Source organism: Amycolatopsis sp. NPDC089917 (assembly GCF_040684635.1).
In the GTDB taxonomy this organism is placed as follows: Bacteria; Actinomycetota; Actinomycetes; order Mycobacteriales; family Pseudonocardiaceae; genus Amycolatopsis.
On the sequence record NZ_JBFBGL010000025.1, the window covers coordinates 79,193 to 103,148 of the forward strand.

Consider the following 23,956-nt stretch of genomic DNA (forward strand, 5'->3'; position numbering starts at 1 on the left):
AGAAACCAGCTACGAGCTCGATCTGATGAAAACCGGGTAAGGGCGGGGAACGCGGCTGGTGCGCGGTTTGGACGTTGGCTAGCCTCGGAACGAGCGGCATTCGCGGCGGCAATCCATCCCGGTATCTCCCGAAAGGGAATCATGCCCAAGCGAGCCGCGCCGAGAACACCGGAATTCGCATCGGGTCCCGGATCGCCGTGCGGTGCTCAACCCCTCAGACAAGGAGCAGTCATGTCCACGATCAGCCAGTCCCAGTCGCGCCGAGAAGCCGTCGAGGTCGCGTTGTGGCAGATGCCCTCCCCCGAGTCGGACGCCGCCACGATGGCCTTGATCTCGGACGTCGAGGCCGGGGACAACGACCAAGCGGTGGGAAACAAGGCGGGCGGAGACGGCAGCTTACTACCCGATCTGGGACCACTGGCCAAGTTCAACTCATGGGAGTCCGTCGGCAGCACCATCGTGCACAAGGCCGTGACCCTCAGCAAGTTCAACCCGGGGAGCGCGACCTTCGACCCGGTCGCCTGGAACAACTTCCTCCAGAAGTTCTCCACGATCCCGTTCTTCCTGACCTACACCTTCGACAACCGGTATGCCTCCATCAGCAAGATCTCGCTGGAAAAGGGGGTCAGCGCGGTGTCGGACCTGGTCGAGAACATCATGACGCCGGAAAACTTCCAAGGCATCGTGACGACCATCAAGAAGATCGCCACGCTGGCACTCGAGAACGAGGGGCAGAAGCAGAAGAACTCCAACCAGCAGGTCGGAGTCCTGTCTCGCCACCACAGTTCCCTCTACCTCGGGGCCGTCCGCACCGACGTGCAGATGGAGTACAAGTCGGGCAAGGGATACGAGCAGCTGCGCCAGGACATCAACGTCTACCGCGGCTACGGCGTACTCGACTTCGACAAGTGCAAGCGCAACGCCGAGACACTGCTGAAATGGGACGGGCAGGACGTCGACGACTGGGAGAAGGACACGGCCAGCGCCGCGAAACCGCCCAACGGCAGCCCTGCCTGGAACCAGTAAGCCGCCGCGCCGTCCATCCGGCTCCCGGGGCGGCGCCCCGGGAGCCTTCACCCCAGGCAGGTCCCATGTTCGCCCCAGCAGCGCCGCCTTCCGAGGGAGCGGTCGCCTCGACGTTCACCCAGGTGCTCGTCGAGAATCTCGGCCACTCGGACAGTGGCTACACCTTCATCCAGGAGGACGGGCACGAGCACTTCGTGAGCTGGTCGGCGCTGTCGCGGGAGGCTCTCCGCCGGGGGCGCCTGCTGCTTCAGAGCGGCCTGCGCAAGGGAGAGCGCATCGCGTTGATCCTCCCCGAGGAGCGGGAGTTCGTCTTCACCTTCCTGGGCGCGGTTTCGGTGGGCATCGTTCCTGTTCCCCTGTACCCGCCCCTGGGCTTCGGCAAGTTCGAGGCGTACTGCGAGGACGCCGCCCATATCCTGCGCTCGGCGGGGGCCCGCGCGATCTGGCTGCCCCGGAAACTGGCGGATCTGCTGGATCCGCTCCTCCAGGCGGTCGAGGGCTTGCGGGCCGTCGTCTCGGAGGAGTTCTTCGCCGGGTCTCTCGTGGAGGGCGCGCCCCAGCCCGAGGCGATCGGACCGGAGGACGTGATGTTCCTGCAGTTCACCTCGGGGAGCACGGCGGCCCCCAAGGGAGTGCGGGTCACGCACGCGAGCGTGCTCGCGAACTGCGCGGCCATCACCGGCGCCCTTCGCCTCGATCGCGGGCGAGACCGGGGCGTGAGCTGGCTGCCCCTGTATCACGACATGGGGCTGGTCGGTTTCGTGCTGGCACCGCTGACCACGCGGTGCCCGGTGAGCTTCCTCCCGGCGCTGAGCTTCGCGTTCTCGCCGAGGATCTGGCTGGAAACCGTGAGCCGCCACCGTGCGACGGTGACCTTCGCGCCCAACTTCGGCCTGGCGCTGGCCGTCAAACACACCTCGGCGGAGGATCTCCGGCGGCTGGACCTGTCCTGTTTGCGGGTCGTGGGCTGCGGCGCCGAGCCCAACCATCCGGAGACGCTGCGTTCCTTCGCGGCGCACTTCGCGGCGGCGGGACTGCGGCCGGGGGCGGTGGCGCCGTGCTACGGCATGGCGGAGGCGACGCTCGCGATCTCGTTGAGCGAGACCGGGGTTCCGTTCGCCCCGGATGTCGTCCGGAGCGAGGAGTACCACGCGAGCGGCCTCGCCCGGCGGGCCTCGAACGCGGATGGCCCCGGCGCTCGGGTGGCGTTCGTGCCGTGCGGACGTCCCATCGAGGGTCATCGAATCCTCATCGTGGACGACGAGGGGACTCCGCTCCCCGAGCGGCACATCGGGGAAGTGGTCTTCCAGGGGCCGAGCGTGGCCGCGGGCTACCACGGTGACCCGGAGGCGACGCGAGAGAACTTCACGGCCCAGGGCCTGCGCACAGGGGATTGCGGATACCTGGCGGACGGCGTCCTTTACGTGACGAGCCGCAAGAAGGACCTTCTGATCGTCAATGGGCGCAATCACGATCCCCAGACGGTGGAGTGGGCGGCGGCCGAGGTGCCCGGCCTCCGCAAGGGCAACGTCGTGGCCTTCACCCGGCCAGGCCCGGCCACGGAAGAGGTCGTGCTCGTCGCCGAACTCCGCGACGGGGACGCGGCCGCGGTGGCACGACAGGTCCGCGGCCACATCCAGGCGACGCTGTCGCTGCCCGTGGCGGAGGTCCTCCTGCTGGCGCCGGGCGAGCTGCCCAAGACCTCCAGCGGCAAGGTGAAGCGAAGCAAGACGCGGCAGCTGTATCTCGAAGGAGTTCTCCGCGACGGAGCGCTCCACCGAACGAACCAACCCGACGAGGAGCAGCCATGAGCACCCAGTTGATGACCCCTCAGGAACGAGAGCAGCTGCACTCGCTGATCCGCGAGAAGTTGGACCTCGGCGGCGCGGAGGAGATCGAGGACACCACGTTGGTGAGGGAACTGCCGGGGGTCGACTCCATGAAACTCCTCGGCCTCTTGGGTGCGGTCGAACTGGGCTTCCAGGTCAACCTGGGTTTCGAGGCCATCCCCCAGGTACGAACGGTGCGGGACATCGAGCACCTGATCTGCGACTCGCGCGAGCGGTACGCCTCGCGCGAGTCCTGAGCACGGAGGGCGACGTGAGAACGCTGAATCAGGAGCAGCTGCGACGGGAAGCGCTGGAGATCGCCCTCTGGGCCGAGGGTGAGCAGGTGCTTCCACAGGACGTGCTGGCGAAGCTCGAACTGCTCGGCTCCGACGGCGACCAGGAGACAGGCGTCGGCAATGCCTACGAAGGAGACGGCAGCAGGCTGCCCGGGCTGGGGCCGTTGGCGTCCTTCGGCTCCTGGCAGTCCGTGGCCGCCACCATCCTGCGCAAGACCGACGATTCCGCCGGTTTCGATCAGTCTTCCACGCTGTTCGCCGTCATCCGGTGGATCATCTTCGAGCACCAGTTCATGACGATGCCGTTTCTCGCCAACATCATCAGCGACAGCCGGAGTGTGTCCATCTCGTCCCTTTCCCTGTCGCCGGCCATCTCGGCGGTGACCGCTCTGGTCGGCGGGCTGGTGACGCCGGACGCGCTCACCGGCATCATCAACTCTCTCAAGAAGATCGGCCAGCTGGCGGTCGAGAACAAGGGCCACGAAGAGAAGAACAGCAATGTGCAGCAGGGGGTCCTGACCATCGTGAACGGGGACCTGCGCCTCGGGCTGCTCCGCACCACGGTGCGGATGCAATACCGGACCGGCAAGGGATACCAGCAGCTCAATCAGCAGATCACCGTCAGCCGTCTTTTCGGGAGCCTCGACTACGACAAGTGCATCCGCAACGCCGAGACACTGCTGAAGTGGGACGGGCAGGACGTGGACCGCTGGGTGAGGACCGCCTCCAGTTCCTCCTATCCCCCCAACACCAGCCCGGCTTGGGGCAGCTGAGTCACCGCGGGCGGGCTTCACGCGGCTGCCGTATGTCCTATATGGACCGCGGCCGTCGCATCAGGACCAAGTCGGCGGAGCCCACCTCGTCCGATCCGGACTGTCTTGAAACCCCGAAGGTCCACGGCGCGGATCCGGACACGGCTTCAGCCCCAGAAAGGATCGGCGACACGAAGACTTCCCCTGAAATGCTAAAAGCGCCGATCAAATCGATCGACGCTTTTAGCGAGTACCCCCGACGAGGTACGAGCAGCTTCCCCCAGGCTGATCTAGCTCCTGAGCTGAGGCTGCACCGCCCTCGTCGCTGCCTAGCCTCCTGCATCCACGGACTCCGATTCGCGCCGACACGATGACCTCCTCCATCTGGCCACTCATCATCGACGGCCTCCTCACCACAGCCACCGTCGAACTCTGGAAATCAAGCCGCGACGGCTCCCCAGTCGATGGCCAGCCGGGTCCGCGTTCATCTTCGGCATCTCACTATCCCTCTGCGCGAACATCGCCTCGGCAGCCGTGACCAGCGCCTTCGGCGTCGCCGTCACAGCATGCCCACCGCTCGCCCTGCCGCTGGCGGTCGAAGTCGTCCCCGCGCGAGCGGGGCTGGTCCCACGTTCGTCTTGTTCCCGGACTCGTCCAGCGTGTCCTCCTGCGCAAGTGGGGGTTGAGCCGCTCGTCTACGACCGACATGAGGGCTGCGGGAGCCGTCCATGCGCAGGCGGGGTCGGTTCTGCTGTAAGCAATGGCCGAGGCAGCGAGCAACCACGCTCCGAGTATGGGCCGCACCAATGCCCACCGTTGATCACCACGAGGTTCGACCAGAGAGGTGGCGCCCGAAGCGACCAGGGCGATACCGGTGATTACGTCGTTCCAGTACCCGTCGAACGCGCTCCCCGTCTTTCATGGTCGAGCACGAACAGTGAAAGTATCAGCCACGTCCCGGCGAGAAACACGCACGCACCGGCGACACCGGCCGCCAGCTGACCGTTGTCGCCGGGTTCATCGTCGGTTTTTCGGCTTGAGGCTGTCGTGGACGAGCGCGGCTTCATACCGTGCCTGGCTTCCCTTCGGGGTCGAGTGTCCCCAGCAGCCCGATGGGGACCTTTCTCTGGAAGTCTGTCCGATCCGACGAGTGCTTGACCTGACGATCCCCTTGCGATGCGTCGTGGCGGTAAGGACTTCGTCGGGTGAAAAGAGCGGAGCCGCGCCACGTTGACTCGGCTGGCACTAAGACTCGACAAAACCGGCACTAGCCAGGAAAGCAATCCGCCACCCGCGCTGGAGGCGTCGACGGAGGTGCCGGATTGCTCGCCGACCGACCCGCACCACTCAATCGTCAGGTAGTCGTCAGGTTCGTCCAGGCCCCGAGCCGGAAGAATGTCGGGGAACCCGGAGTGGCTAGGAGACTGATGAGCGTAGAGACCCCGCAGGCACAGGACGTCGTGCGCAACGTGACCGTTCGGCTTGTCAACGAGTTCTCGACGAAGCTGTCGTCTGTGGCGGTGGGCGTCATCGTCCGCGCCGCCTATCGCGATCTCCAGGAGCAGGTCGTCCCGGAGGCGCTCGGGGACATGCTGCACCGCCTCGCGCATCACCGCATCGCGCGGCTTGTGCGGGTTCTGTGATGCGCTACGAGCAGCACTGCCCGATCGCGCTCGCGGCCGAGGTGGTCGGTGAGCCCTGGACGCTGCTGGTCATCCGCGAGTTGCTGAACGGCAGTACCGCGATCGACGACATCGCGGCCGGCGTTCCGGGTATGTCCGCCGGGCTGCTGACCAAGCGGCTCCGCAAGCTCGACTCGGCGGGCCTGGTGGTACTCGGAACGCGCCGCGCCGAGTTGACCGCCTCGGGTCACGAACTGGCCGGGGTCATCGAACAGCTCGGCCACTGGGGCGCACGGCGACTCCCGCCGCCGCGATACGGCGATCTCAACCCCGCCCTGGTCCTTCGTGACATTTGCCGGGAAATCGACCGCACCCTGCTGCCCGCGGAGGCTGTGTCGATCCACTTCCGGTTCACGGAATCCCCCGGATCGCGCTGGTGGTGGCTGGTGCTCTCACAAACCGTCGCCGCGCCGACCGTGCACGATCCGAGACTTCCCTCGGCAATGCGCATCGAGTGCACGCTCGGCGCCCTCGCGCGCGTCTGGCTCGGGCGCACCGAGTGGCTCGACGCCCTGCGGGACAAAGCGATCATCATCACCGGACCGAGGACCGCCGTACGCCAGGCCATCACCTGGATCGGCACCAGCCGCTTCGCCGGCGACACCACTATCGGACCCGATGCGCCGCTACTGTCCTCATAGGACGACTTGTCCCGTGCCGTCGCGACGCCGCCAAGGAAACCGTCGCACCGGCCGGTTGACCCAGGAATCGAAGATCAGGACAAGACCGGCGATCGCGAAACCGGCGCCCGCGAGCGACCACACTCCCAGGGCAGACATGAGTATCCCGGCCAAGAACGCGGGAACGACCGCGAACAGGCAGAACGGATCCGGCCTGCCGAAAGCCTTTCGCCCGTTGTTTTCGGAACTCATGGCTTCCTCTCGTTCGCTCCGGCCTCGAGAATCTCGAAGGCGCGGAGCTCCGCGACTCTCGCCTTCTCCTCGGCTTCCCCCGCGAGTTCTCGGTGTCGCAACGCCGCGAACGCATCGTCGCGGCACCGGATCGCCTCCCCTCGTTCGCGATGGCCCTCGGCCCTCCGGATGGCGGCGTAAGCACGATGGATCTCGACCTCACGGGCCGTCATACCCCGCACGAACCGCGTGGCCTTACCTCGATGTTCCGCCGCTGCGGCAAGCTCTTCGTAGGCCAGGTAATGACACATGGTTACTTCCGCCAGATCTCGCTGGCGGTGCGCCACAGCGGTTTGCCCGGCGGCCAGCGACTCGGCCGCCCGCTCGAGGCGCTCCCCCGCTTCCCTGCGCACCCGAGCTGCCTCGGCACGCAAGTGCTTGGCTCGCCGGATCCCGTTGTCGACGCCGTCCCCCAGGGCCGGCGCGCCATCGGATGCCACCGAGTGTGCCCTCAGCCCCACGTACGACAGTTCGGTCAGGGCCCTGCTACGCAACCTGACGGAGAGAGCCATCGTTCGTCCTCGGCGTCTGCGGATACGGTGCGCTCGCTGAGCGTGTCATGGAACCGGGAGGGCCGACCTGACGAAATCCTTACGATCAGCCGACCTGAGACGAAGAGTCACATTCCCGTGAGCGACTCCGCCGAACGCCTGTCCGCTTCCTTGGCGGCGAGTTCGTGCCTCTGGGCAGCCGCCTCGTCACCGGCCGTTCTGGCCGAGTACGCCGCGGCGCGTTCGTGATGTGCCTCGGCGCGGCGGATCGCCGTGAACGAACGATCGAGCAGGAGCTTCCATTGTGGAGAGTCACGGGGCTGGACTTTCGCCCCCGCACGGGCTTCCGCGGCGTTGGCGAGCTCGTGATAGGCGAACCCGTGGTGAGCGGCCACCTCACCGAGCAGGCGCTGCGACTTGGCACGCGCGAACGCGTCCGGCTCTCCACCCGATTCGATCTCCGCGGCCAACGTCCGATGCCCGTCCGCGACAGCCCAAGACCGGTCCGCGTCATCGCGCAGCCGTCGCACCTTGGGAGGGATTCCCGTATTGAGAGCGACTTCGGCTCGTGGCGTGAGAACGTCGGTGGTCATGGGTGTTCCTCCCGTGTTTCGGTGAGCGTGATTTCACCCTGACACGAGCCTGACCCTTTGAAACTGACGAGTGCCTTACGATCGAAGGCTGTTAGCCTGGCCGGCGGAAGGAGATACCGACTGTGTCCACCCGTGTTCTCCTCGTCGAGGACGACGTGATGATCAGTGAGGCCTTGAGCCTCGCGCTGGCCGACGAAGGCTTCGACGTCGCCTGTTCGGAAACCGGCGAGGACGGGCTCGAACTGCTCGCAGGCGGACAGTTCGACGTCATTCTCCTGGACCTCATGCTGCCGGGCATCGACGGCCTCACCGTCTGCCGGTCCGTGCGTGAGCAAGGAGCACTGCCGATCATCGTGATCACCGCCCGCGCGGACACGCAGGACGTGATCGCGGGCCTCGAAGCCGGCGCGGACGACTACGTCACCAAGCCACTGGTAGCCGGCGAACTCGCGGCACGGATCCGTGCTCTCCTCCGCCGCACCACACCACCTCCCCCGACCAGGTTCACCGTGGGCGGCCTGGAAATCCAGCCCGACGAAGAGAGTGTGCGGCGCGATGGGAACCCGGTACACCTGACCCGCACCGAGTTCCGTCTCCTCACCGAACTCGCCGGTGCCGAGGGCAGGGTCGTCACCAGGGAACAATTGCTGCAGAGGGTGTGGGGGCACGATTACTTCGGCGACACGCGGCTGCTGGATGTCCACATCAGACGGTTACGCCGCAAGGTCGAACCCGATCCCGACAATCCCAGTCTCGTGCTCACCGTGCGCGGACGCGGCTATCAAATCGCCGCGGGATCATGACTCGCGCGGAGCTCCGGTCCGCGCTACGGCGGCTTTCCCTGCGTTGGCGCGTGGCAGGCGCGTTCGGTCTCTGCCTGGCGGTGGTGATGACCGTGCTCGGAGTCGCCACCTGGAACCTGACCACCGGCTACATGCTCGACCAGCGCGAGCAGAGCACCTTGCGGCAGTCGGAGGTCAACGTCGGCCTGGTCGACAAGGCACTCGCCGAGCATTCCGACAACCTCACCGAGCTCCTGACCGGTCTCGCCAGTGGCCCGGACTCGTCCATCCTCCTGTCCCGGCCCGACGGCTGGCTCACCAGCGGACGGCAGATCGAGCCCCGCGTCATTCCGGCCGCCCTGCTGAAGAGCGCACGTGAAGGCGTGGCCGCACGGCAGAGGTTCACCGCCGACGGCATCCCCGTGCTCGCCATCGCGACCCCGGTGGGAAATGGCGAAAGCATCTACGTCGAGCTGTACCCGCTGCTGGAGCTGGACCGGACCTTCCGCTATCTCAGCATCCTGCTGATCACCGGCACCGTCGTGGCGGCGCTGTTCGGGGTGGCTCTCGGCGCCTGGACCACCAAACGCGCCCTGCGCCCGCTCTCGGTGCTCCGCGGAGCCGCCGCCAGGGTGGCACGCGGGGATCTGAAGACCCGGCTCCCGCATCAGGACGACCCGGACCTCGCCCCGCTCGCCACGAGTTTCAACACCACGACCGAACAACTCGAACAACGAGTGAGCCGTGACAAACGCTTCGCCGCGGACGTCAGCCACGAACTCCGCTCCCCGCTCACCACGATGGTCAACGTCACCCAGGTCATGACCCGCCGCCAGGACACGATGGACCCGACCGCCCGCAAAGCCCTGGGGCTGCTCGACGCGGAACTGCACCGCTTCCAGGGCATGGTCGTCGACCTGCTCGAGATCTCCCGTGCCGACCAGGACGACGTCACCGAGTCCGCCGAACTCGTGGACCTCGACGACCTTCTGCGCAATGTCCTCGACAGCAGAGGAACTTCCGAATCGCTTCTCCACACCGATCACGACACCCCGCTCGTCTTCGCCGACCGCCGCCGCATCGACCGGGTCGTCACCAACCTGCTCGACAACGCCGACCGCTACGGCGGAGGCCCCGTCGCCGTGACCCTGCGAAGACGGGGTGACCACGCGAGGATCGAAGTGGACGACGCCGGCAGTGGCGTTCCACCCGCTCTGCGGGAGCGCATCTTCGAACGCTTCGCCCGCGGTCTGCACGCCGGTCGGCGTGACCGCGACACCGGCAGCGGGCTCGGGCTGGCCATCGTCGCCGACCACGTCCACCGCCACGGCGGCACCGTCTGGGTCGAGGACCGGCCAGGCGGCGGTGCCCGCTTCATCGTCGAACTCCCGGAGGCGACCGCGTGAAACCCTGGCCGATCCTCGTGTTCACGGCAGCCGCCCTGTTCCTCGGCGGCTGCGGCGTGACCGATCAGGACGAACCCGAACCGATCACCACTCTCGCACCGAGCACGACCCCGACGGTGTCCAGCCGAACCGCGCCGCCCAGCACATCTCCACCGGTCACGACGGGATCGTCAGACACTCGTCAGGTGCAGACCTCCGTCTCGCCGACACAATGAAGAAAGTCGTCGACGAGGAGGAGAGGACATGACCGTCCACGACCACCACACCGACGACATCACCGACGAAGTCCGCCAATGGCTCTCCCGCGAGTTCGCCTCGTCCTTGACCGAGTCCGCCGTCAGCGAGATCGTGTGCTCCGCCCACGCCGATCTCGAAGGCCAGATCCGGCCCGACGCGATGGGAGAAATGCTGCACCGGCTCGCCCGGTTCCGCGTGCTCCGGACACTCGCGAGCCGGTGAAGCGTCACCCCTACGTTCCCGCAGTGCCGCCGCGGGCTCTGTTCTTACCAGCTGACATGCTGATGAAAGGTCAGTTTCCAGCCGTCGTCCCGATGAACGTAGACGCTGCTCACCCGGGCCGAGTACGGAATCCCGTCCTTGATGGCGGCGACCCGGTAGTTGACCGCGCCGACCCTGCTGCTGAGCCTTGCCGCGCTCAGGTCGGCGAGGCTGTGCGCCGTCCACCTCGCCCCGCACAACGCGGCCAGCGCGGTTTCCCTTTCCTGGATCGGTGTTCTGTCGATCAGGAGAACCACGACACGGTCATGGAGCACGTTCTCGTAGAACGACCGTGCGGCGGCCGGTTCGTCGGTGAGCACTTGCCAGGCGTCCCGCTCCAGACCTGCCAGCGCGTCCACGGCTACCGCTTCACGATCCCGTGCAGGAACTTTCCGTGCCCGGGCTCAAGATCCGACCGTCTCACGGTTCATGCCTGGGCCTCGCCGATCTGTCATAGCCCGTATCGTCGGGCTGCCGCGTCACGTCCTCCGGCATGCACCGGACGGTGATCAGCGTCCCGCACATCGACGCGTCCGAACCTGACAATCACCTTACGATTTGACCGGCCGCGTACTCGGCGAGCCCCGTGGCCGCTCTCGTCATCGAGCGCCACACTTGCCTTTCCGAGGAACGGAGCCCCATCCCGCGCGCGGAATACGTTCCCTGCCAACGAATTCGAGTGCCGCCGCCGGGGATCTCGTGGAGGTCGATCGTTGCCTGGTGATCCGCCAGCTGCGGGCTCTCCACGGTCTCATAGGCGAACCGCTTCCCAGGCGTGAGGCCCGTTATCCGTTCCCGGATGACAGCCCGGCCCGCCCGGAAAGCACGGGTGGCACCCACCTCGTCACGTCCTTCCGGCGGGAGGCCGTCCGAGCGGCTGACGTCCAGCTCACCGGTCCCCGACCAGACGGGCCACGTCCGCGGGTCCAGCAGCAATGCCCACACGACCACAGGCGGTGCCGTCGATTCAGCCAAAACGTCATACGACCGCACTGCAGGCCCTCCAGGAAAGCGACTGTGATGACGACTCCGGATCGTGCCACAGGTCGCGCCTGCCGGTAAGCCAATTGAACTACCGGACTCAGTAAGTCCATAATGGACATTTATTTAGATTGGGCATGCCCAAAGACTCGCGGCCTATGCCAACCCGTCACCCTGATCAGCTGCCGCAGAGGGCAAGCGTGATTGTGTGCGAACAGAGCGGAAACACAGGTACCCGGCCCCACGGTCAAGGATGATTCACCCAGTGGCCGGGCCGTCACCCCCAGATGGGCGGCACCCGAGTGGCCGCGGCCCCGACGCCTTCTCCGGCACCACCGCCTCAACTCCACGCGCGGTGAGCTGACGAGCGAGCGCGAGCCCGGCACCGGCGATCACGACTTCTTCATCCACCTCCGCTTCCGATAAGGCCCGCCTGCCGAGCAGGGCGATCGCCCTGTGAACCTGACTGCACTAGTTGCCCGGTGCAGTAGGTTTTTGATTCGGCGCGTCCGACGGTGTGAACATCGCGGACAATCCACCTGTGCGGGGTTCGAAGCAGGCAGACCGCGCCTTGGCGCCGGTGTGTCCAGACCTCGCCTCCGTCGCCTTCCAACTACGCGAACCGCCAGCATCGACGCCGCGCTGACCGCCTCGCGGCTGCTGGTTGCGATCTCCGCCGACTCCATCGAGTCGGTCGGCGACGCTCCCCCAGTTCCCGCTGCTGGTCATCCTGCAGACGCGAGAGCCGCCTACGACCGAGCACGGTCGACCTCGAACGAGTGACATCTGCGAACGTTTACGACAGGCCGGGAGGGGAACTTGTAAGGATGATCGCTTCGCTTGGGTGGTCATTCACATTCGCACCCGGGGGAACGTTGTGGCCATCGCCGAGAATACGGAACGACCGCCGGAGTTCACGTGCCGCGCGGCGCAGGCGAGGATCCGTGCCGCCCGCACCGAAATCATCGACGCTGCCGAGCTCATCTGGCTGCTCGATCATCTTCCGTCTTCTCTAGCTGTTCCGACGTCGCCGCAGTCCTATTCAGGCTTGTCATGACCGCCGGTGAGGTGACGACGCACCCCGCCCCGCAGGTATCGGCGGTCGCGGCTCCGGCTTGGGTGTCGGCCGAGGCCAGCGTGCCGGACCGAATGCTGACTTTGGCCTACCGTGTCGCGACCGGCGCCGGGTACTCCCAGACGGAGCGCGAGCGGCTGTGCCGGCAGGCCACTGAGCTCCCCGCTGTCGCGCAGGCCCTGGCTTCAGCCCCTGGACTCGGGGAGTGGCGGAATCCTGCTCGGGCGCTGCGATCCCAAGTAGTGACGTTCCTGCGCGCGGACTTGGGCCGCCGGGCCGATGACGAACGCCTCACCACGGTGCTGCGTGGCGCGGTGCTCCTGGACGAGCTGGCGCTGCTGCCACCACGGCAGCGCTTCGCGCTGTGGGCCACGACGCTGGCCTCGTGCACCGCCGACGATCTCGAGATCCGGACCGGCTGGACCCCACGGCAAATCGCCCACCTCGTCAGGGCGGCCCTGCGCACTGTGACCACACACGCCCGACTCTGAAAGGTCCACGATGACTACCACGCTCGGCGCGGCAACCATGCCGATACTGACCGGCCTGCCCGCCGGTCAGCCGTGCCCGATCGCGCGGGTCGCCGACGGTGCCGCGATGAGCCAGGCGATCGACGACTATCTCGCCGACGGCTACGACATCGAACGCGCCTCCGACGGCTGGGTGCTGCTGCGGGCTGGTGGGCGGCGGATCGCCCTCACCATCGTTGCCCGCTGATCATCAGCCGCGCCCGGGAACACGTCCCGCCGCTCACGGACGGTGGGAGCAGTCAAGGTGGTGGCGCCCCGCGATCCACCACACCGGTCCGGACTGGTGTGGTGGATCGCATGGCCTGCGGCGGGGCTGCTGTCGCGAGGTGTGCCAGGCGGCAGGCGGGCGGGCGTTTCCGCTCGTCTGGGTGGCGTGACCAAGCCGGCGGTGCCGCGGGCACGAAACCAGTAGTCCGCGAATTTCGACCCAGTTCGCCGGATCGGTGGGCTGGCACGCCCGGTGTCGTGCGTCAGGGCACGGGCGGGAAGGAGATCGCTCGTGTTCGGCAAGCGCTATGCCGCCTCCATGATCAACCGGAGTGCGGAGAACGAACAGGACCGCCGTCGTTTCCTGCGTGCCGCGGGGGTGACCGGCCTTGGAGTCGTCGGTGCCGGTGCCCTCGGCGGCCTGGCGGGTCCGGCCGCCTCCGCGGCCACCACGCGGTCCTCGGCTACGGAGGCCGCGGCCGAGGGCGTCAGCGACGCCGCGGTGCTCAACTTCGCGCTCAACCTCGAATACCTCGAAGCCGAGTTCTACCTGCACGCCGTCACCGGAAAAGGCCTCGCCGACTCCTCGACCACCGGGACGGGGACCCGGGGCGGTGTCACCGGCGGGCGGGCGGTGAAGTTCAAGACCAAGGCCGCGAAGCAGTACGCCCAGGAGATCGCCGGCGACGAGAAGGCGCACGTCGAGTTCCTGCGCACCGCGCTCGGTTCGGCGGCGGTGAGCCGTCCGGCGATCGACCTGCAGTCCAGCTTCACGGCCGCGGCGCAGGCAGCCGGTCTGGTCCGGAAGGGGCAGAGCTTCGACGCGTTCGCGTGCGAGGAGAACTTCCTGCTGGCGGCGTATCTGTTCGAGGACGTCGGGGTCACCGCCTACAAAGGCGCCGCGCCGCTGATCACCAACAAGACCTACCTCGAGGCCGCCGCCGGGATCCTCGCGGTGGAGGCGTATCACGCCGCGAACATCCGCACCGCGCTCTACCAGCACACCGGCGGGCTGCTCGGCCTCAATCTCCTCGGCCGGGACCTGCGCGAGGCCAGCGTCAAGCTGTCCAACGCCCGCGACAGCCTCGACGGCACGACTGATCTGGACCAGGGCGTGGTCGACGGGCAGGGCAGGGCGAACATCGTGCCGACCGACGGCAACGGCATCGCCTTCAGCCGTTCTCCTGGCCAGGTGCTCAACATCGTCTACCTGAACCCGAAGGCCGTCACCTCCGGCGGTTTCTTCCCCAAGGGTGTCAACGGCGACGTCAACACCAGCGATCCCAACGGCTGATCACCCGACAGGCAGAGAAGGGCCGGTGCGCGTGCGCGCCGGCCCTTCTCCATGTCCGAACGCGACGGTGGATGTACCCGGTACCAGCCAGTAGAAAACCCTTGTGAGGGAATAAAAAAAGATCGTCGTTCACCCAATCCGGTGACCTTCTCCAGTCCGAAAACCTCATGACAGGCGAAGCTCGGAAAGGGGGTGAGACGAATGAACACTTCCCCGTCACCCGCGATCCCGGGAGAAGGCGGCACGGCCTTGGCACGAGTACTTGTCATGGCCGGAGCGGTGATCGGGTTCGCGGTCCTGGCAGTACTCCTGGCAGGAAGAGCGGACGCGACCGACCGATCCGCCGAACCCGGCGATCACGGGATCCTCGGCACCATCACGCAGGCGGATCGTCTTCTGCGACCCGTTCACCAGGTGGCCGCCGAGACGGCGCCGGTGGTGGAACAGGTGACCGAGCCGGTCCAACCCGTGGTGGCGCCGGTGGTCCGGCCGGTCGTGAAAGCGGCCGAGCCGGTACTGCACGTGGCCGCACCGATCACCGAGCCGGTCACGCGTCCGGTAGTCCGCGCGCTGGCACCGGTCACCGAGCCGGTCACGCGCGCGGTGGGAGCTGACCCGGCGATCGACATCATCGCCGGAACCCAGCCGGACAAGAGGTCCGTTCCGGCGCCGCGTGCCGACGTGAGCCCGGCGCCCGCACAACCAGCCGGACCTGCCACGGATGTCCATCCTGGACTTGCGGCATCGGACAGCGCTCGGGAGACGTCGTTACCGGGCGGGCTACCCACGCCGGATTCCGCACGGCACCTGACCGCGGCCACGCCGACACCGGATCTGAGCGCCACATCCGGGCACGGTCGCGGCGGTGGTGGTCCGGCATTGCCCGCCGGGCCGGGCACGGCGCACACCGGCGGCACGATGACGGCCGGGGCGTCCAGTTCGCACGGTGGCGAGCACGCGGTCACCGAAACCGGTACCGGCGTGCCCGGGACGGACCGATCATGGCGTGCACCGCCAGACGCCCGGCCGGAAGCTCCATGGCCGGACGAGTACGGCCTCGATCATCCCAGTTGACGACTCCTTTCCATCCTCAATTCCACAGTGGACAGAAGGTAAGGAAAGGGAAAGTCATGCACAAGTACGTGCGACGCGGATTGACAGCCGCAGTGCTGTCCGGCGGGTTCGTCCTGCTGGGCACCGCGGTGGCGAGTGCGGACACTGGAAGTTCGGGCCCGCTCGGTGACACGGTGAACTCAGTGGTGGCCGGTGTTTCGTCGGCGAACGCCCAGGGCGGCAACGGCGGTGATTCCGGTGATGCCGGGAACGCCTCCAGCAAGAACAGCGCCGTCTCCGGGAACTCCGGCAAGTCCGGGAACTCGGGTTCGACCGGCGGGAACAGCGCCTACGGGCTCTGTGTCCTGGCGAGCTGCTCCACCTCGGTGTCCTCGGGCGACTCCGGCAACACCGGCTCCACCGGTGCGACCGGCAACGCCTCCAACACCAGCACCACCAGCGGTGGCCACTCCGGCTCCGCGGGCAACGGCGGTGACGCCGTCGCCGGTTCGACCGGCCACAACACCGCGGACTCGCGGGGCGCCCGCGGCGGCAAGACCGGCGTGCTCGGCACCGTGACCGGGACCGCGAAGGGCGGCAACGGTGGTGACTCCGGTGACGCCGGGAACGCCTCCAGCAAGAACAACGCCGTCAGCGGAAACTCCGGTGACTCGGGCAACTCCGGGGCGACCGGCGGAAACAGCGCCTACGGGCTCTGCGTGCTCGCCCGCTGCGAGACCACGGTGACCTCGGGCGACTCCGGGGACACCGGCAGCACCGGCGCCACCGGCGACGCGCACAACCGGAGCACCACCACCGGCGGGAACTCCGGCCAGGCAGGCAACGGTGGCGACGCCACCACCGCCACGTCCGGCCAGAACTCCGCCACGAACAACGGTGGCTGGAACCGTCACCACGGAAACAGCGGCACCGGTGTGCTCGGTTTCGTGAGCGGGGCCGCGAAGGGCGGCAACGGCGGCGACTCCGGCGACGCCGGAAACGCCACCAGCAAGAACAACGCCGTCTCCGGGAACTCCGGTGACTCGGGCAACTCCGGCTCGACCGGCGGAAACAGTGCGGTGACGTGGACGATCGGCGGCCGGGACTTCGGTCACGGCGGCTGGAAGCACCACGGTTCGAAGCACGAAGGTGACCACTCGAACACGACGGTCACCTCGGGCGACTCAGGCAGCACCGGCGCCACCGGTGCGACCGGGAACGCGATGAACCACAGCGTCACCACCGGCGGGAACTCCGGCCCGGCCGGGCACGGCGGCGACGCCGCGGTCCTCGCTTCGGGGCGTAACTCCGCGATGAACCACGAGGGCGGCACGTGGTCGCGTCACCACAAGGGTGGCAAGACCGGCGTCCTCGGCTTCGTCACCGGCAAGGCCGTCGGCGGCAACGGTGGCGACTCCGGCGACGCCGGAAACGCCACCAGCGAGAACAACGCCACGACCGGTGGCTCCGGCGACTCCGGGAACTCGGGCTCGACCGGCGGCAACACCGCCGTCCAGTCCGCCCGGGGCCAGGACCAGGGCCGTCACCACGGCGGCTGGAAGAACCAGGGTGACCACTCGAACACGACGGTCACCTCGGGGAACTCCGGCAGCACCGGCACCACCGGTGCGACCGGCGACGCGATGAACCACAGCGTCACCACCGGCGGAAACTCCGGCCCGGCAGGCAACGGCGGCGACGCCACCGTCCTCGCCACCGGCTGGAACACCATCGGGCACGCCCTGAACACCGTCTGACGGGCACAGGCGAGAACACGAGCGGGGGCACCGGAATCCGGTGCCCCCGCTTCTCATCTGCCAAGGAAACCTGCGCCAGGCGCTCGGCGGAAGTACCCGCACGGCACCGACCTCGTGACCGTCGCGAGCCCTGGAGCGATCCTGGGGCGGGCTCTGCACCCACGTCCGAGACGGCTGGAACATCGGCAAACCGCCACACGGATACAAGGCCAAGGTACTTCCGCACCCGAACCCGACGAAGGCCGACAAGGGCAAGACCAAGTCTCGTCTCGAACCGGACGGGCTACGGGCCGAGACCGTCACGCAGATCTTCCACTGGCGGTACTACGACGGTCTCGGCTGCGAGACCATCGCGGACCTGCTCAACGCCGATCTCGAGCGCTACCCACCGCCGACCGCGCCCAGTAAGGCGCGGACCCGTGGTTTCTGGGGACGAAGTGCGGTCGACAACATCAGCACCAACCCCAAGTACACCGGCTACCAAGTCTTCAACCGCCGAGCAGCAAGGCGCGGTTCACGAGCCGATGGGACCATCAATCCGCATCCCCAGGCTGAACGCACCTACCTGTTCCGCGGGAGGGTCGTCCACAGCTGCGGACGCCGCATGATCGGGGATTCGCGCAAGGGGCGCCCGACGTACCACCTGTGCTGGCCCCGGAAGAACAACCGCGGCGGCGCCGATCCACACGCCGACCTGGCCACTGTGGACGACGCCGCCGCGCTTGCACGCATACAAGATCGAGATCGCCTTCAACGACAGACCGCCGATATCGAACGAAAACAGGAAGCCCTGCTCCGACAAGCCCAAGACGGCGCACCCGAGGACCCGTTCGCGAAGGCACTGAGACAGAACTTCAACGAGCTGGCCGCAAGCAAGAACACCGTACAAGCCGAAGTGGCCCAACTGGACGCGCAAGACACCGAGACTCCAGCACCACCCACACCATCGGACATGAGCCTCCTGGACGCTGTTCCCTATCTACGGGTCAACTTGGCCAGGGCGCCGCAGCCCTGCTTCAGGCGCTCTTCGAAGTGACACAGCTCACCGTGCATTTGAACGGCCGCGGCGACGAAGTGACGATCGGGGTTAAACTGCCAGCAGATCAAGTTCCCGCAATAGCGGAAGCAGGAGAAAGGATCACCGAAGTTATGTCGGCTCCCGAAATAGCAAAGAACGCCGATCAAAATGATCGACGCTCTTTGCGTGGTACTTACGAGTACCCCCGATGGGATTCGAACCCACGCTACCGGCGTGAGAGGCCGGCGTCCTAGGCCGCTAGACGACGGGGGCTAGGATCTTTCTCCTGCGAGAGGAGGTTTTTCAGTTGTTCACCTGCTGCGTTGCTGTGGAGAAACTTACCAGACCGGGTTTCCCGCCTTCGCAGGGGGGTCACTCTGTGTTTCACTCCGGAGAGTTCTCCAGCTGGGGTACCAGGACTCGAACCTAGACTAACTGGACCAGAACCAGTCGTGCTGCCAATTACACCATACCCCAGTGAGGTGCCGTTCCGATCTTGACCGGCTCAGCACCGCACGAGAAGAAATACTAGAGCACGCCGTTCCGTACCGTGAAAGCGGGGGTCTCCGTAGCGCGCTGGGCAGGGACGCCGAGCTTCGCGAACTCGGAAACGAGCAGCTCAGGGAGCTCGTCGAGGCCGGAGATCGTGTGCACGCCCGCCGGGGCGCGCTCGGCGATGCCGTCCCGATCGAGCCAGACGGCCCCCAGACCGGCGTCGCGGGCGCCGATGGCGTCGGTGTCGAGTTTGTCGCCGACGTGGACGGCCTGCGCCGGATCACAGCCGAGTCCGAGGCAGACCGAGCGGAACATCGCCGGGTCGGGTTTGGCTACTCCGAGTTCACCGGCGATGGCCACGTGGTCGAAGAAGCGGGCGAGGCCGAGATCGGCGATCTTCTTGCGCTGATGAGTGCCGGAGGCGTTCGTGACGGCCGCGACGAGGACGCCGGCGGCCCGCAGCCATTCCAGGCACGGGAGGACATCTTCAAACAATTGCCACGAACGGGTGAGAATTTCACGGCGACGTCTTTCGAAGCCGCTGACCTGCTCTTCGTCGGCGAGAATGCCGATCTCGGCGAGGAAACATTCAGTACGCCTGTGATGCATGGTCGCGTAATCGATTTCACCCGCGATCACCAGTGCGACGTGCTCTTCGGTGATGAGATCCCACAGGGGCCAAAGGTCGTTCTGGCCGGTGAGCGCGCGGAGGCTGAGCCGGATCGCGGCCGTGCAGTCGATCAGCGTGTCATCGATGTCGAGGCACACCAACCGTAACTCCGGGGGCTCCCAAGGGGCTCCATCGGGAGCGTCCGGCGTGGTTCGTGACGAGGTCCGGGGCACGAGAGCGAAATCCACCAAGTGAGGCTAGGGCACCCAGCGCGATCGCGACTCTGCCGATGAGGTGATTAAGGCTGGTCTGTTCCGGCGCGGGCACTCTACTCCCAGTTGGTGAGATGACGTGTTTTAGTTACCGGCCAACGGCTAACGCGGCCAGCCGGGTGAAAACCCGTTACCCGGCACCCGGCGCGCTTCCAGGCGCGCACACCCTGTGACGACAGCGAAAATCCTTGCGCGCCTTGAAGTACCGACCGTCCACATGGGCGATTCCCGGACAGACGTCCTTCGAGGACCGTCCGAGTCCTTTTCGGACAGTCGCTTCGGTCACCGGAGAGAGCACGCGAACCGGTGAGACCCGGGTCATGGACCGATCGGCGCATCCGCCCGGATGGCGCTTGACGCGCCGGGCGGCCGGGTGCATGCTGACCTTATTCAACAAGTGATGAATAAGGGTTCTAAGGGGTGGGACGGATGAACGAACGCACGAACTGCGTGGTCGTCGGCGGTGGCCCCGCCGGGATGGTCGCCGGGCTGCTGCTGGCCAGGGCGGGTGTCGAGGTCACGGTGCTGGAGAAGCACAAGGACTTCCTGCGGGACTTCCGCGGCGACACCGTGCACCCGTCGACCTTGACGTTGCTCGACGAACTGGGCCTCGGCGACAAGTTCCTCAGCCTGCCGCACAGCGAGATCTCCTACGCCGGCTTCCCCGCCGAGGACGGCACGATGATGCGCCTGGCCGACCTGTCCAGGCTCAAGGTGGCGCATCCGTACATCGCGATGGTCCCGCAGTGGGACTTCCTGGACCTGCTCGCCGACGCCGGCGCGAAGGAACCCACGTTCACGCTGCGGCAGAGCACCGAGATGACCAGGCTGATCATGGAGCGGGGCAAAGTGAGCGGGGTCCGCTATCGCACCGCCGAGGGCGCCACCGGCGAACTGCGCGCCGACCTGGTGATAGCCGCCGACGGCCGCTGGTCGCTGGCCCGCCGCGAGGCCGGGTTGATCCCGAAGGAGTACGACACCCCGTTCGACGCGTGGTGGTTCCGGATCTCGCGCCGGGACGGCGAGCTCGAAGGCAGGCTGACCCCGAAGATGCGCAACCGCCGCTTCGCCGTGCCGCTGCCGCGCAAGGGCTATTTCCAGGTCGCCTATCTCGGCCCGAAGGGCGACGACCTGCGGACCAAGGGCATCGAATGGTTCCGGGAGAACGTCGCCGAGGTCTGCCCCGAATTCGCCGACCGCGTGGACGAGCTCAAGACGACCGACGACGTCAAGTTCCTCGACGTCAAGATGAACCTGCTGCGGAAGTGGCACCTCGACGGGCTGCTGTGCATCGGTGACGCGGCACACGCGATGTCACCGGTCGGCGGGGTCGGCATCAACCTCGCGGTGCAGGACGCGGTCGCGGCCGCCACCCTGCTCGCCGAGCCGCTGCGGCGGGGCAGGCCGTCGGTGGCGGACCTCGCGAAGGTCCGCAAACGCCGTCTCGCGCCCACGATGCTGGTGCAGGGGCTGCAACGGCTGTTGCACAAGAACGTCATGCGGCCGGTCATGGAGGGCAAGCGCAACGGCCCGCCCCCGGTGATGGTGAAGCTGTTCAGCCGTTTCCCCGTGCTGTCCTACGTCCCCGCACGGCTGCTGGGCCTGGGGCTGCGGCCCGAGCACGCCCCGGCCTTCGCGCGGCGGGCGATGGAGCCGGCCGGTAGCTGACGGTCCCGATGTCATGAAAGGGTCGTTCAGGACAGAAAACGTCCTGAACGACCCTTTCATGACACTTGAGGATCAGACATCCTGCACCGGGTTGGTCAGGGTGCCGATGCCTTCGATGGTGATCGAAACCGACTCGCCGTCCTCGATCGGGCCGACGCCCTCGGGGGTGCCGGTCAGGATGACGTCGCCGGGCAGCAGGGTCATCACGCCGGACACGAACTCGACCAGCTCGGGGATCTTGTGCACCAGGTCCGACGTCCGGCCGTCCTGCTTGAGCACACCGTCCACCTCGGACTTGAGCGCGAGGTCGGCGGCGTCGAGCGAGGTCTCGATCCACGGGCCGAGCGGGCAGAAGGTGTCGAAGCCCTTCGCGCGGCCCCACTGGCCGTCGGACTTCTGCAGCTCACGCGCGCTGACGTCGTTCGCCACGGTGTAGCCGAGGATCGCGCTCGCCGCGCGGGCGGCGGGCACGTTCTTCACCGGCTGGCCGATGACGATCGCCAGTTCGCCCTCGAAGTCGACCCTGCCGACACCGCGCGGGCGGCGGATGGGCACGTTCGGGCCGATCACCGTGGTCGACGGCTTGATGAACAGCATCGGGTCCTTGGGGACCTCGTTGCCGAACTCGGCCGCGTGCTTCACGTAGTTCCGGCCGACCGCGATCACCTTCGACGGCAGGATCGGCGCGAGCAGCCGGACGTCGGCGAGCGGCCAGCGCTTGCCGGTGAAGTTGGGGTTGTTGCCGAAGGGGTGCTCGGCGATTTCCAGTACCTGGGCGTCGTCGCCGTCCCCTTCGATCGAAGCGAACGCGACACCACCGGGATGAGCAATTCGGGCTAGACGCACTCCCCCACTGTACGACTCCTCACGCCGGGCCCTCGCTGAGGGACTTGTGCACGAGCGCGTCGCACAGCGCGAGCCAGCTCGCTTCGACGATGTTGCCGTGCACCCCGACGGTGGTCCATTCCCGCTCGCCGTCGCTGGTCTCGACCAGCACGCGCGTGACGGCGTCGGTGCCCGGATGGCCGGGCAGGATCCGCACCTTGTAGTCGGCCAGCTCGACACTGTCCAACCAGGACAGATGCGGGCTGAGCGCCTCGCGCAGCGCGGCGTCGAGCGCGTGCACCGGGCCGTTGCCCTCGGCGGTCGCGATCACGCGCTGCCCGCCGACGTGCACCTTCACGGTCGCTTCCGAGACGACCTCGCCGTCGGAACGGTGGTCCAGCACGACGCGGTACGACTCGAGTTCGAACGGCGGTTCGTCGAGGACGTCGCTCTGCGGGCCGTCGACCTCCCGCCGCAGCAGCAGTTCCAGTGAAGCGTCCGCGGCCTCGAAGGACCAGCCTTCGGATTCGAGCCGCTTCACCTTCCGGACGGCGCTCGTCAGCGCCTCGGGCTGGCCGGCAAGGTCGACCCCGAGCTCACGTCCCTTGAGCTCCAGGCTGGCCCTGCCGGCCATCTCGGTGACCAGTACCCGCATGTCGTTGCCGATGGAAGCCGGATCGATGTGGTTGTACAACAACGGATCCACCTTGATCGCGCTCGCGTGCAGTCCCGCCTTGTGGGCGAAGGCCGACGCCCCTACGTAAGCCTGGTGGGTGTAGGGGGCGAGGTTGGCGATTTCGGCAAGGGCATGGGAGACCCGGGTGAGCTCGGCGGCGCCTCCGGTCGGGAGGACCTCCATTCCGAGCTTGGTCACGAGGTTCCCTGTCACGGCGAACAGATCGGCGTTACCCGCCCGTTCGCCGTAACCATTGGCGGTGCACTGGACGTGCGTCACGCCGGCCTGCACGGCGGCGACGGAATTCGCCACCGCGCAGGAAGTGTCGTCCTGGCAATGGATTCCGAGCCGGAATCCGGTCCTTTCCTTGACCTCGCGGACGGTTTCCGCGAGGCCGAGCGGCAGCTGGCCGCCGTTGGTGTCGCACAGCACGGCGACGTCGGCTCCGGCGTTCATTCCCGCGTCGAGCACCTTCAGGGCGGTGTCCGGGGAGAACGCGTAGCCGTCGAAAAAGTGTTCCGCGTCAAGGAAGACGCGACGTCCTTCGCCGACGAGGAACGCGACGGTGTCCCGCACCATCTCGCACGCCTCGTCGACGTCGACCCGCAGCGCGCGTTCGATGTGACGAAGGTCCGATTTGGCCACCAGCGTGATCACCGGGGCCTGGGAATCGAGCAGGGCCCGCACCTGCGCGTCCTGCTCCGCCTTGGTGCCCGCCTTCCTCGTCGCGCCGAAGGCGACGAGGGCCGCGTGGTTCAGTTTCAATTCACCCGAAGCCGCGCGGGCGAAGAATTCCGTGTCCTTGGGCAGCGCGCCCGGCCATCCGCCTTCGATGAACCCGACCCCGAGATCGTCGAGCAGCCTCGCCACCGCCAGTTTGTCCGCGACGGAGTAGGAGATGCCCTCACGCTGCGCGCCGTCGCGCAACGTCGTGTCGTACAGGTGGAAGGCGTCGCCGAGCGGAGTATCGGCGGGCTCCTTGCGGGTCACTGGGGACTCCTCATGGTGGTGGCAAAACGTGTTCAGGCAACAAAAAAACCTCCCGCATGGGTGCGAGAGGTTGCGCGCCGAGGGCTCTTGTGGAGCGGTTATCCGGCGCGCTCGGCGATAATGATGGTGCAGGAGGTCACGGACGCATCATGGCACACGCTCCACCGGGCGTCCACAGGCCGGGCGAGAGTTCCCACTTTCTGGGAGTGGCGCCGGGTGCCCCAAGTCGGCTCTCGCGT

At 67.1% G+C, this 23,956-nt stretch carries 25 protein-coding genes, 2 tRNA genes and 1 pseudogene; 16 read left to right on the plus strand and 12 right to left on the minus strand.

The genetic code is table 11. The features are described 5' to 3' along the window. The first annotated feature begins 231 nt into the window (after positions 1 to 231). The 6 genes from AB0N89_RS19790 (at position 232) to AB0N89_RS19815 (ending at position 6,226) form a co-directional block, all read left to right on the plus strand. Positions 232 to 1,026 (plus strand): hypothetical protein, encoded by a 795-nt coding sequence (locus AB0N89_RS19790; RefSeq protein WP_364206392.1) that lies wholly within the window; start codon positions 232 to 234, stop codon positions 1,024 to 1,026. A gap of 65 nt (positions 1,027 to 1,091) precedes the next feature. After that, positions 1,092 to 2,837, plus strand: a complete 1,746-nt coding sequence (locus AB0N89_RS19795) for a fatty acyl-AMP ligase (RefSeq protein WP_364206394.1) — start codon at positions 1,092 to 1,094, stop codon at positions 2,835 to 2,837. Then, positions 2,834 to 3,112 carry an acyl carrier protein gene (locus AB0N89_RS19800; RefSeq protein WP_364206396.1) on the plus strand — a complete coding sequence of 93 codons (279 nt, stop codon included), beginning with the start codon at positions 2,834 to 2,836 and terminating at the stop codon, positions 3,110 to 3,112. Before AB0N89_RS19795 ends, AB0N89_RS19800 begins: the two co-directional genes overlap by 4 nt. A gap of 14 nt (positions 3,113 to 3,126) precedes the next feature. Next, positions 3,127 to 3,924 carry a hypothetical protein gene (locus AB0N89_RS19805; protein WP_364206397.1) on the plus strand — a complete coding sequence of 266 codons (798 nt, stop codon included), beginning with the start codon at positions 3,127 to 3,129 and terminating at the stop codon, positions 3,922 to 3,924. Between the two features lie 1,406 nt (positions 3,925 to 5,330). Continuing rightward, positions 5,331 to 5,546: a hypothetical protein gene (locus tag AB0N89_RS19810; protein ID WP_364206399.1), complete on the plus strand. Its 216-nt coding sequence runs from the start codon at positions 5,331 to 5,333 to the stop codon at positions 5,544 to 5,546. Next, positions 5,546 to 6,226 carry a helix-turn-helix domain-containing protein gene (locus tag AB0N89_RS19815; protein ID WP_364206401.1) on the plus strand — a complete coding sequence of 227 codons (681 nt, stop codon included), beginning with the start codon at positions 5,546 to 5,548 and terminating at the stop codon, positions 6,224 to 6,226. Before AB0N89_RS19810 ends, AB0N89_RS19815 begins: the two co-directional genes overlap by 1 nt. Here the strand turns inward: AB0N89_RS19815 and AB0N89_RS19820 are convergent. From AB0N89_RS19820 to AB0N89_RS19830, 3 genes are all read right to left on the minus strand, one after another. After that, positions 6,221 to 6,457: a hypothetical protein gene (locus AB0N89_RS19820; protein WP_364206403.1), complete on the minus strand. Its 237-nt coding sequence runs from the start codon at positions 6,455 to 6,457 to the stop codon at positions 6,221 to 6,223. The genes AB0N89_RS19815 and AB0N89_RS19820 overlap by 6 nt on opposite strands. Continuing rightward, entirely contained in the window at positions 6,454 to 7,008 is a 555-nt protein-coding gene (locus tag AB0N89_RS19825; protein WP_364206405.1) for a hypothetical protein, read from the minus strand. The genes AB0N89_RS19820 and AB0N89_RS19825 overlap by 4 nt, the downstream gene beginning before the upstream one ends. A gap of 107 nt (positions 7,009 to 7,115) precedes the next feature. After that, entirely contained in the window at positions 7,116 to 7,580 is a 465-nt protein-coding gene (locus AB0N89_RS19830; protein ID WP_364206407.1) for a hypothetical protein, read from the minus strand. A 122-nt stretch (positions 7,581 to 7,702) separates the two neighbouring features. Between AB0N89_RS19830 and AB0N89_RS19835 the strand changes: the two genes are divergently transcribed. The 3 genes from AB0N89_RS19835 (at position 7,703) to AB0N89_RS19845 (ending at position 10,227) form a co-directional block, all read left to right on the plus strand. Further along, positions 7,703 to 8,383 (plus strand): response regulator transcription factor, encoded by a 681-nt coding sequence (locus tag AB0N89_RS19835; RefSeq protein WP_364206409.1) that lies wholly within the window; start codon positions 7,703 to 7,705, stop codon positions 8,381 to 8,383. Continuing rightward, positions 8,380 to 9,768: an ATP-binding protein gene (locus tag AB0N89_RS19840; RefSeq protein WP_364206411.1), complete on the plus strand. Its 1,389-nt coding sequence runs from the start codon at positions 8,380 to 8,382 to the stop codon at positions 9,766 to 9,768. The genes AB0N89_RS19835 and AB0N89_RS19840 overlap by 4 nt, the downstream gene beginning before the upstream one ends. A gap of 243 nt (positions 9,769 to 10,011) precedes the next feature. Next, positions 10,012 to 10,227, plus strand: coding sequence for a hypothetical protein (locus tag AB0N89_RS19845; protein ID WP_364206413.1), 216 nt, complete (start codon positions 10,012 to 10,014; stop codon positions 10,225 to 10,227). Between the two features lie 44 nt (positions 10,228 to 10,271). On the opposite strand, the gene AB0N89_RS19850 is transcribed toward AB0N89_RS19845, so the two are convergent. The 3 genes from AB0N89_RS19850 to AB0N89_RS19860 all read right to left on the minus strand — a co-directional run bounded on the left by AB0N89_RS19850 (position 10,272) and on the right by AB0N89_RS19860 (position 12,247). After that, positions 10,272 to 10,625, minus strand: a complete 354-nt coding sequence (locus AB0N89_RS19850; protein WP_364206415.1) for a hypothetical protein — start codon at positions 10,623 to 10,625, stop codon at positions 10,272 to 10,274. A 187-nt stretch (positions 10,626 to 10,812) separates the two neighbouring features. Then, a complete protein-coding gene (locus AB0N89_RS19855; RefSeq protein WP_364206417.1) occupies positions 10,813 to 11,259 on the minus strand; it encodes an SRPBCC family protein in 447 nt (148 codons plus the stop codon). 784 nt (positions 11,260 to 12,043) lie between these two features. After that, complete coding sequence (locus AB0N89_RS19860) at positions 12,044 to 12,247, minus strand: hypothetical protein (protein WP_364206419.1); 204 nt, start codon at positions 12,245 to 12,247, stop codon at positions 12,044 to 12,046. A 53-nt stretch (positions 12,248 to 12,300) separates the two neighbouring features. On the opposite strand from AB0N89_RS19860, the gene AB0N89_RS19865 reads away from it, so the two are divergent. From AB0N89_RS19865 to AB0N89_RS19890, 6 genes and pseudogenes are all read left to right on the plus strand, one after another. Next, complete coding sequence (locus tag AB0N89_RS19865; protein ID WP_364206421.1) at positions 12,301 to 12,813, plus strand: hypothetical protein; 513 nt, start codon at positions 12,301 to 12,303, stop codon at positions 12,811 to 12,813. Between the two features lie 10 nt (positions 12,814 to 12,823). Further along, positions 12,824 to 13,039 (plus strand): hypothetical protein, encoded by a 216-nt coding sequence (locus tag AB0N89_RS19870; RefSeq protein ID WP_364206423.1) that lies wholly within the window; start codon positions 12,824 to 12,826, stop codon positions 13,037 to 13,039. Between the two features lie 312 nt (positions 13,040 to 13,351). After that, a complete protein-coding gene (locus AB0N89_RS19875) occupies positions 13,352 to 14,353 on the plus strand; it encodes a ferritin-like domain-containing protein (RefSeq protein WP_364206425.1) in 1,002 nt (333 codons plus the stop codon). Between the two features lie 201 nt (positions 14,354 to 14,554). Continuing rightward, on the plus strand, positions 14,555 to 15,427 hold the full coding sequence (locus AB0N89_RS19880; RefSeq protein WP_364206426.1) for a hypothetical protein: 873 nt from the start codon (positions 14,555 to 14,557) through the stop codon (positions 15,425 to 15,427). Positions 15,428 to 15,483: 56 nt separating this feature from the next. Further along, complete coding sequence (locus AB0N89_RS19885) at positions 15,484 to 17,163, plus strand: hypothetical protein (RefSeq protein ID WP_364206428.1); 1,680 nt, start codon at positions 15,484 to 15,486, stop codon at positions 17,161 to 17,163. Positions 17,164 to 17,512: 349 nt separating this feature from the next. Beyond that, positions 17,513 to 17,617: pseudogene (locus AB0N89_RS19890) on the plus strand (hypothetical protein); the annotation flags it as partial. A 60-nt stretch (positions 17,618 to 17,677) separates the two neighbouring features. Here the strand turns inward: AB0N89_RS19890 and AB0N89_RS19895 are convergent. The 4 genes from AB0N89_RS19895 to AB0N89_RS19910 form a co-directional block, all read right to left on the minus strand. Further along, positions 17,678 to 17,971, minus strand: coding sequence for a hypothetical protein (locus tag AB0N89_RS19895; protein ID WP_364206430.1), 294 nt, complete (start codon positions 17,969 to 17,971; stop codon positions 17,678 to 17,680). Positions 17,972 to 18,381: 410 nt separating this feature from the next. Further along, positions 18,382 to 18,454 (minus strand) — tRNA-Glu (locus tag AB0N89_RS19900). A 132-nt stretch (positions 18,455 to 18,586) separates the two neighbouring features. Continuing rightward, positions 18,587 to 18,658, minus strand: a tRNA-Gln gene (locus AB0N89_RS19905). A 51-nt stretch (positions 18,659 to 18,709) separates the two neighbouring features. Continuing rightward, on the minus strand, positions 18,710 to 19,444 hold the full coding sequence (locus AB0N89_RS19910) for an HAD family hydrolase (protein WP_364206452.1): 735 nt from the start codon (positions 19,442 to 19,444) through the stop codon (positions 18,710 to 18,712). A gap of 543 nt (positions 19,445 to 19,987) precedes the next feature. Here AB0N89_RS19910 and AB0N89_RS19915 point away from each other — a divergent pair. Next, the gene (locus AB0N89_RS19915; RefSeq protein WP_364206432.1) at positions 19,988 to 21,226 is read left to right on the plus strand and encodes an FAD-dependent oxidoreductase; all 1,239 of its coding nucleotides are present in this window, start codon (positions 19,988 to 19,990) and stop codon (positions 21,224 to 21,226) included. 72 nt (positions 21,227 to 21,298) lie between these two features. Here the strand turns inward: AB0N89_RS19915 and AB0N89_RS19920 are convergent, their stop codons facing one another. Together AB0N89_RS19920 and cimA are read right to left on the minus strand one after the other, a co-directional pair. Continuing rightward, the gene (locus tag AB0N89_RS19920; protein WP_364206434.1) at positions 21,299 to 22,072 is read right to left on the minus strand and encodes a fumarylacetoacetate hydrolase family protein; all 774 of its coding nucleotides are present in this window, start codon (positions 22,070 to 22,072) and stop codon (positions 21,299 to 21,301) included. Positions 22,073 to 22,091: 19 nt separating this feature from the next. After that, positions 22,092 to 23,717 carry a citramalate synthase gene (cimA, locus tag AB0N89_RS19925; RefSeq protein ID WP_364206436.1) on the minus strand — a complete coding sequence of 542 codons (1,626 nt, stop codon included), beginning with the start codon at positions 23,715 to 23,717 and terminating at the stop codon, positions 22,092 to 22,094. Positions 23,718 to 23,956: the final 239 nt, after the last annotated feature.

Excerpts from the sequence above, each read along its gene's own strand:
- AB0N89_RS19820 (WP_364206403.1), bottom strand. The coding sequence starts at position 6,457 with ATGAGTTCCGAAAACAACGGGCGAAAGGCTTTCGGCAGGCCGGATCCG.
- AB0N89_RS19915 (WP_364206432.1), top strand. The coding sequence starts at position 19,988 with ATGAACGAACGCACGAACTGCGTGGTCGTCGGCGGTGGCCCCGCCGGG.
- AB0N89_RS19885 (WP_364206428.1), top strand. The coding sequence starts at position 15,484 with ATGCACAAGTACGTGCGACGCGGATTGACAGCCGCAGTGCTGTCCGGC.
- AB0N89_RS19865 (WP_364206421.1), top strand. The coding sequence starts at position 12,301 with ATGACCGCCGGTGAGGTGACGACGCACCCCGCCCCGCAGGTATCGGCG.
- AB0N89_RS19880 (WP_364206426.1), top strand. The coding sequence starts at position 14,555 with ATGAACACTTCCCCGTCACCCGCGATCCCGGGAGAAGGCGGCACGGCC.
- AB0N89_RS19840 (WP_364206411.1), top strand. The coding sequence starts at position 8,380 with ATGACTCGCGCGGAGCTCCGGTCCGCGCTACGGCGGCTTTCCCTGCGT.
- AB0N89_RS19800 (WP_364206396.1), top strand. The coding sequence starts at position 2,834 with ATGAGCACCCAGTTGATGACCCCTCAGGAACGAGAGCAGCTGCACTCG.
- AB0N89_RS19810 (WP_364206399.1), top strand. The coding sequence starts at position 5,331 with ATGAGCGTAGAGACCCCGCAGGCACAGGACGTCGTGCGCAACGTGACC.
- AB0N89_RS19790 (WP_364206392.1), top strand. The coding sequence starts at position 232 with ATGTCCACGATCAGCCAGTCCCAGTCGCGCCGAGAAGCCGTCGAGGTC.
- AB0N89_RS19815 (WP_364206401.1), top strand. The coding sequence starts at position 5,546 with ATGCGCTACGAGCAGCACTGCCCGATCGCGCTCGCGGCCGAGGTGGTC.
- AB0N89_RS19860 (WP_364206419.1), bottom strand. The coding sequence starts at position 12,247 with ATGATCGAGCAGCCAGATGAGCTCGGCAGCGTCGATGATTTCGGTGCG.
- AB0N89_RS19825 (WP_364206405.1), bottom strand. The coding sequence starts at position 7,008 with ATGGCTCTCTCCGTCAGGTTGCGTAGCAGGGCCCTGACCGAACTGTCG.
- AB0N89_RS19830 (WP_364206407.1), bottom strand. The coding sequence starts at position 7,580 with ATGACCACCGACGTTCTCACGCCACGAGCCGAAGTCGCTCTCAATACG.
- AB0N89_RS19870 (WP_364206423.1), top strand. The coding sequence starts at position 12,824 with ATGACTACCACGCTCGGCGCGGCAACCATGCCGATACTGACCGGCCTG.
- AB0N89_RS19845 (WP_364206413.1), top strand. The coding sequence starts at position 10,012 with ATGACCGTCCACGACCACCACACCGACGACATCACCGACGAAGTCCGC.
- AB0N89_RS19795 (WP_364206394.1), top strand. The coding sequence starts at position 1,092 with ATGTTCGCCCCAGCAGCGCCGCCTTCCGAGGGAGCGGTCGCCTCGACG.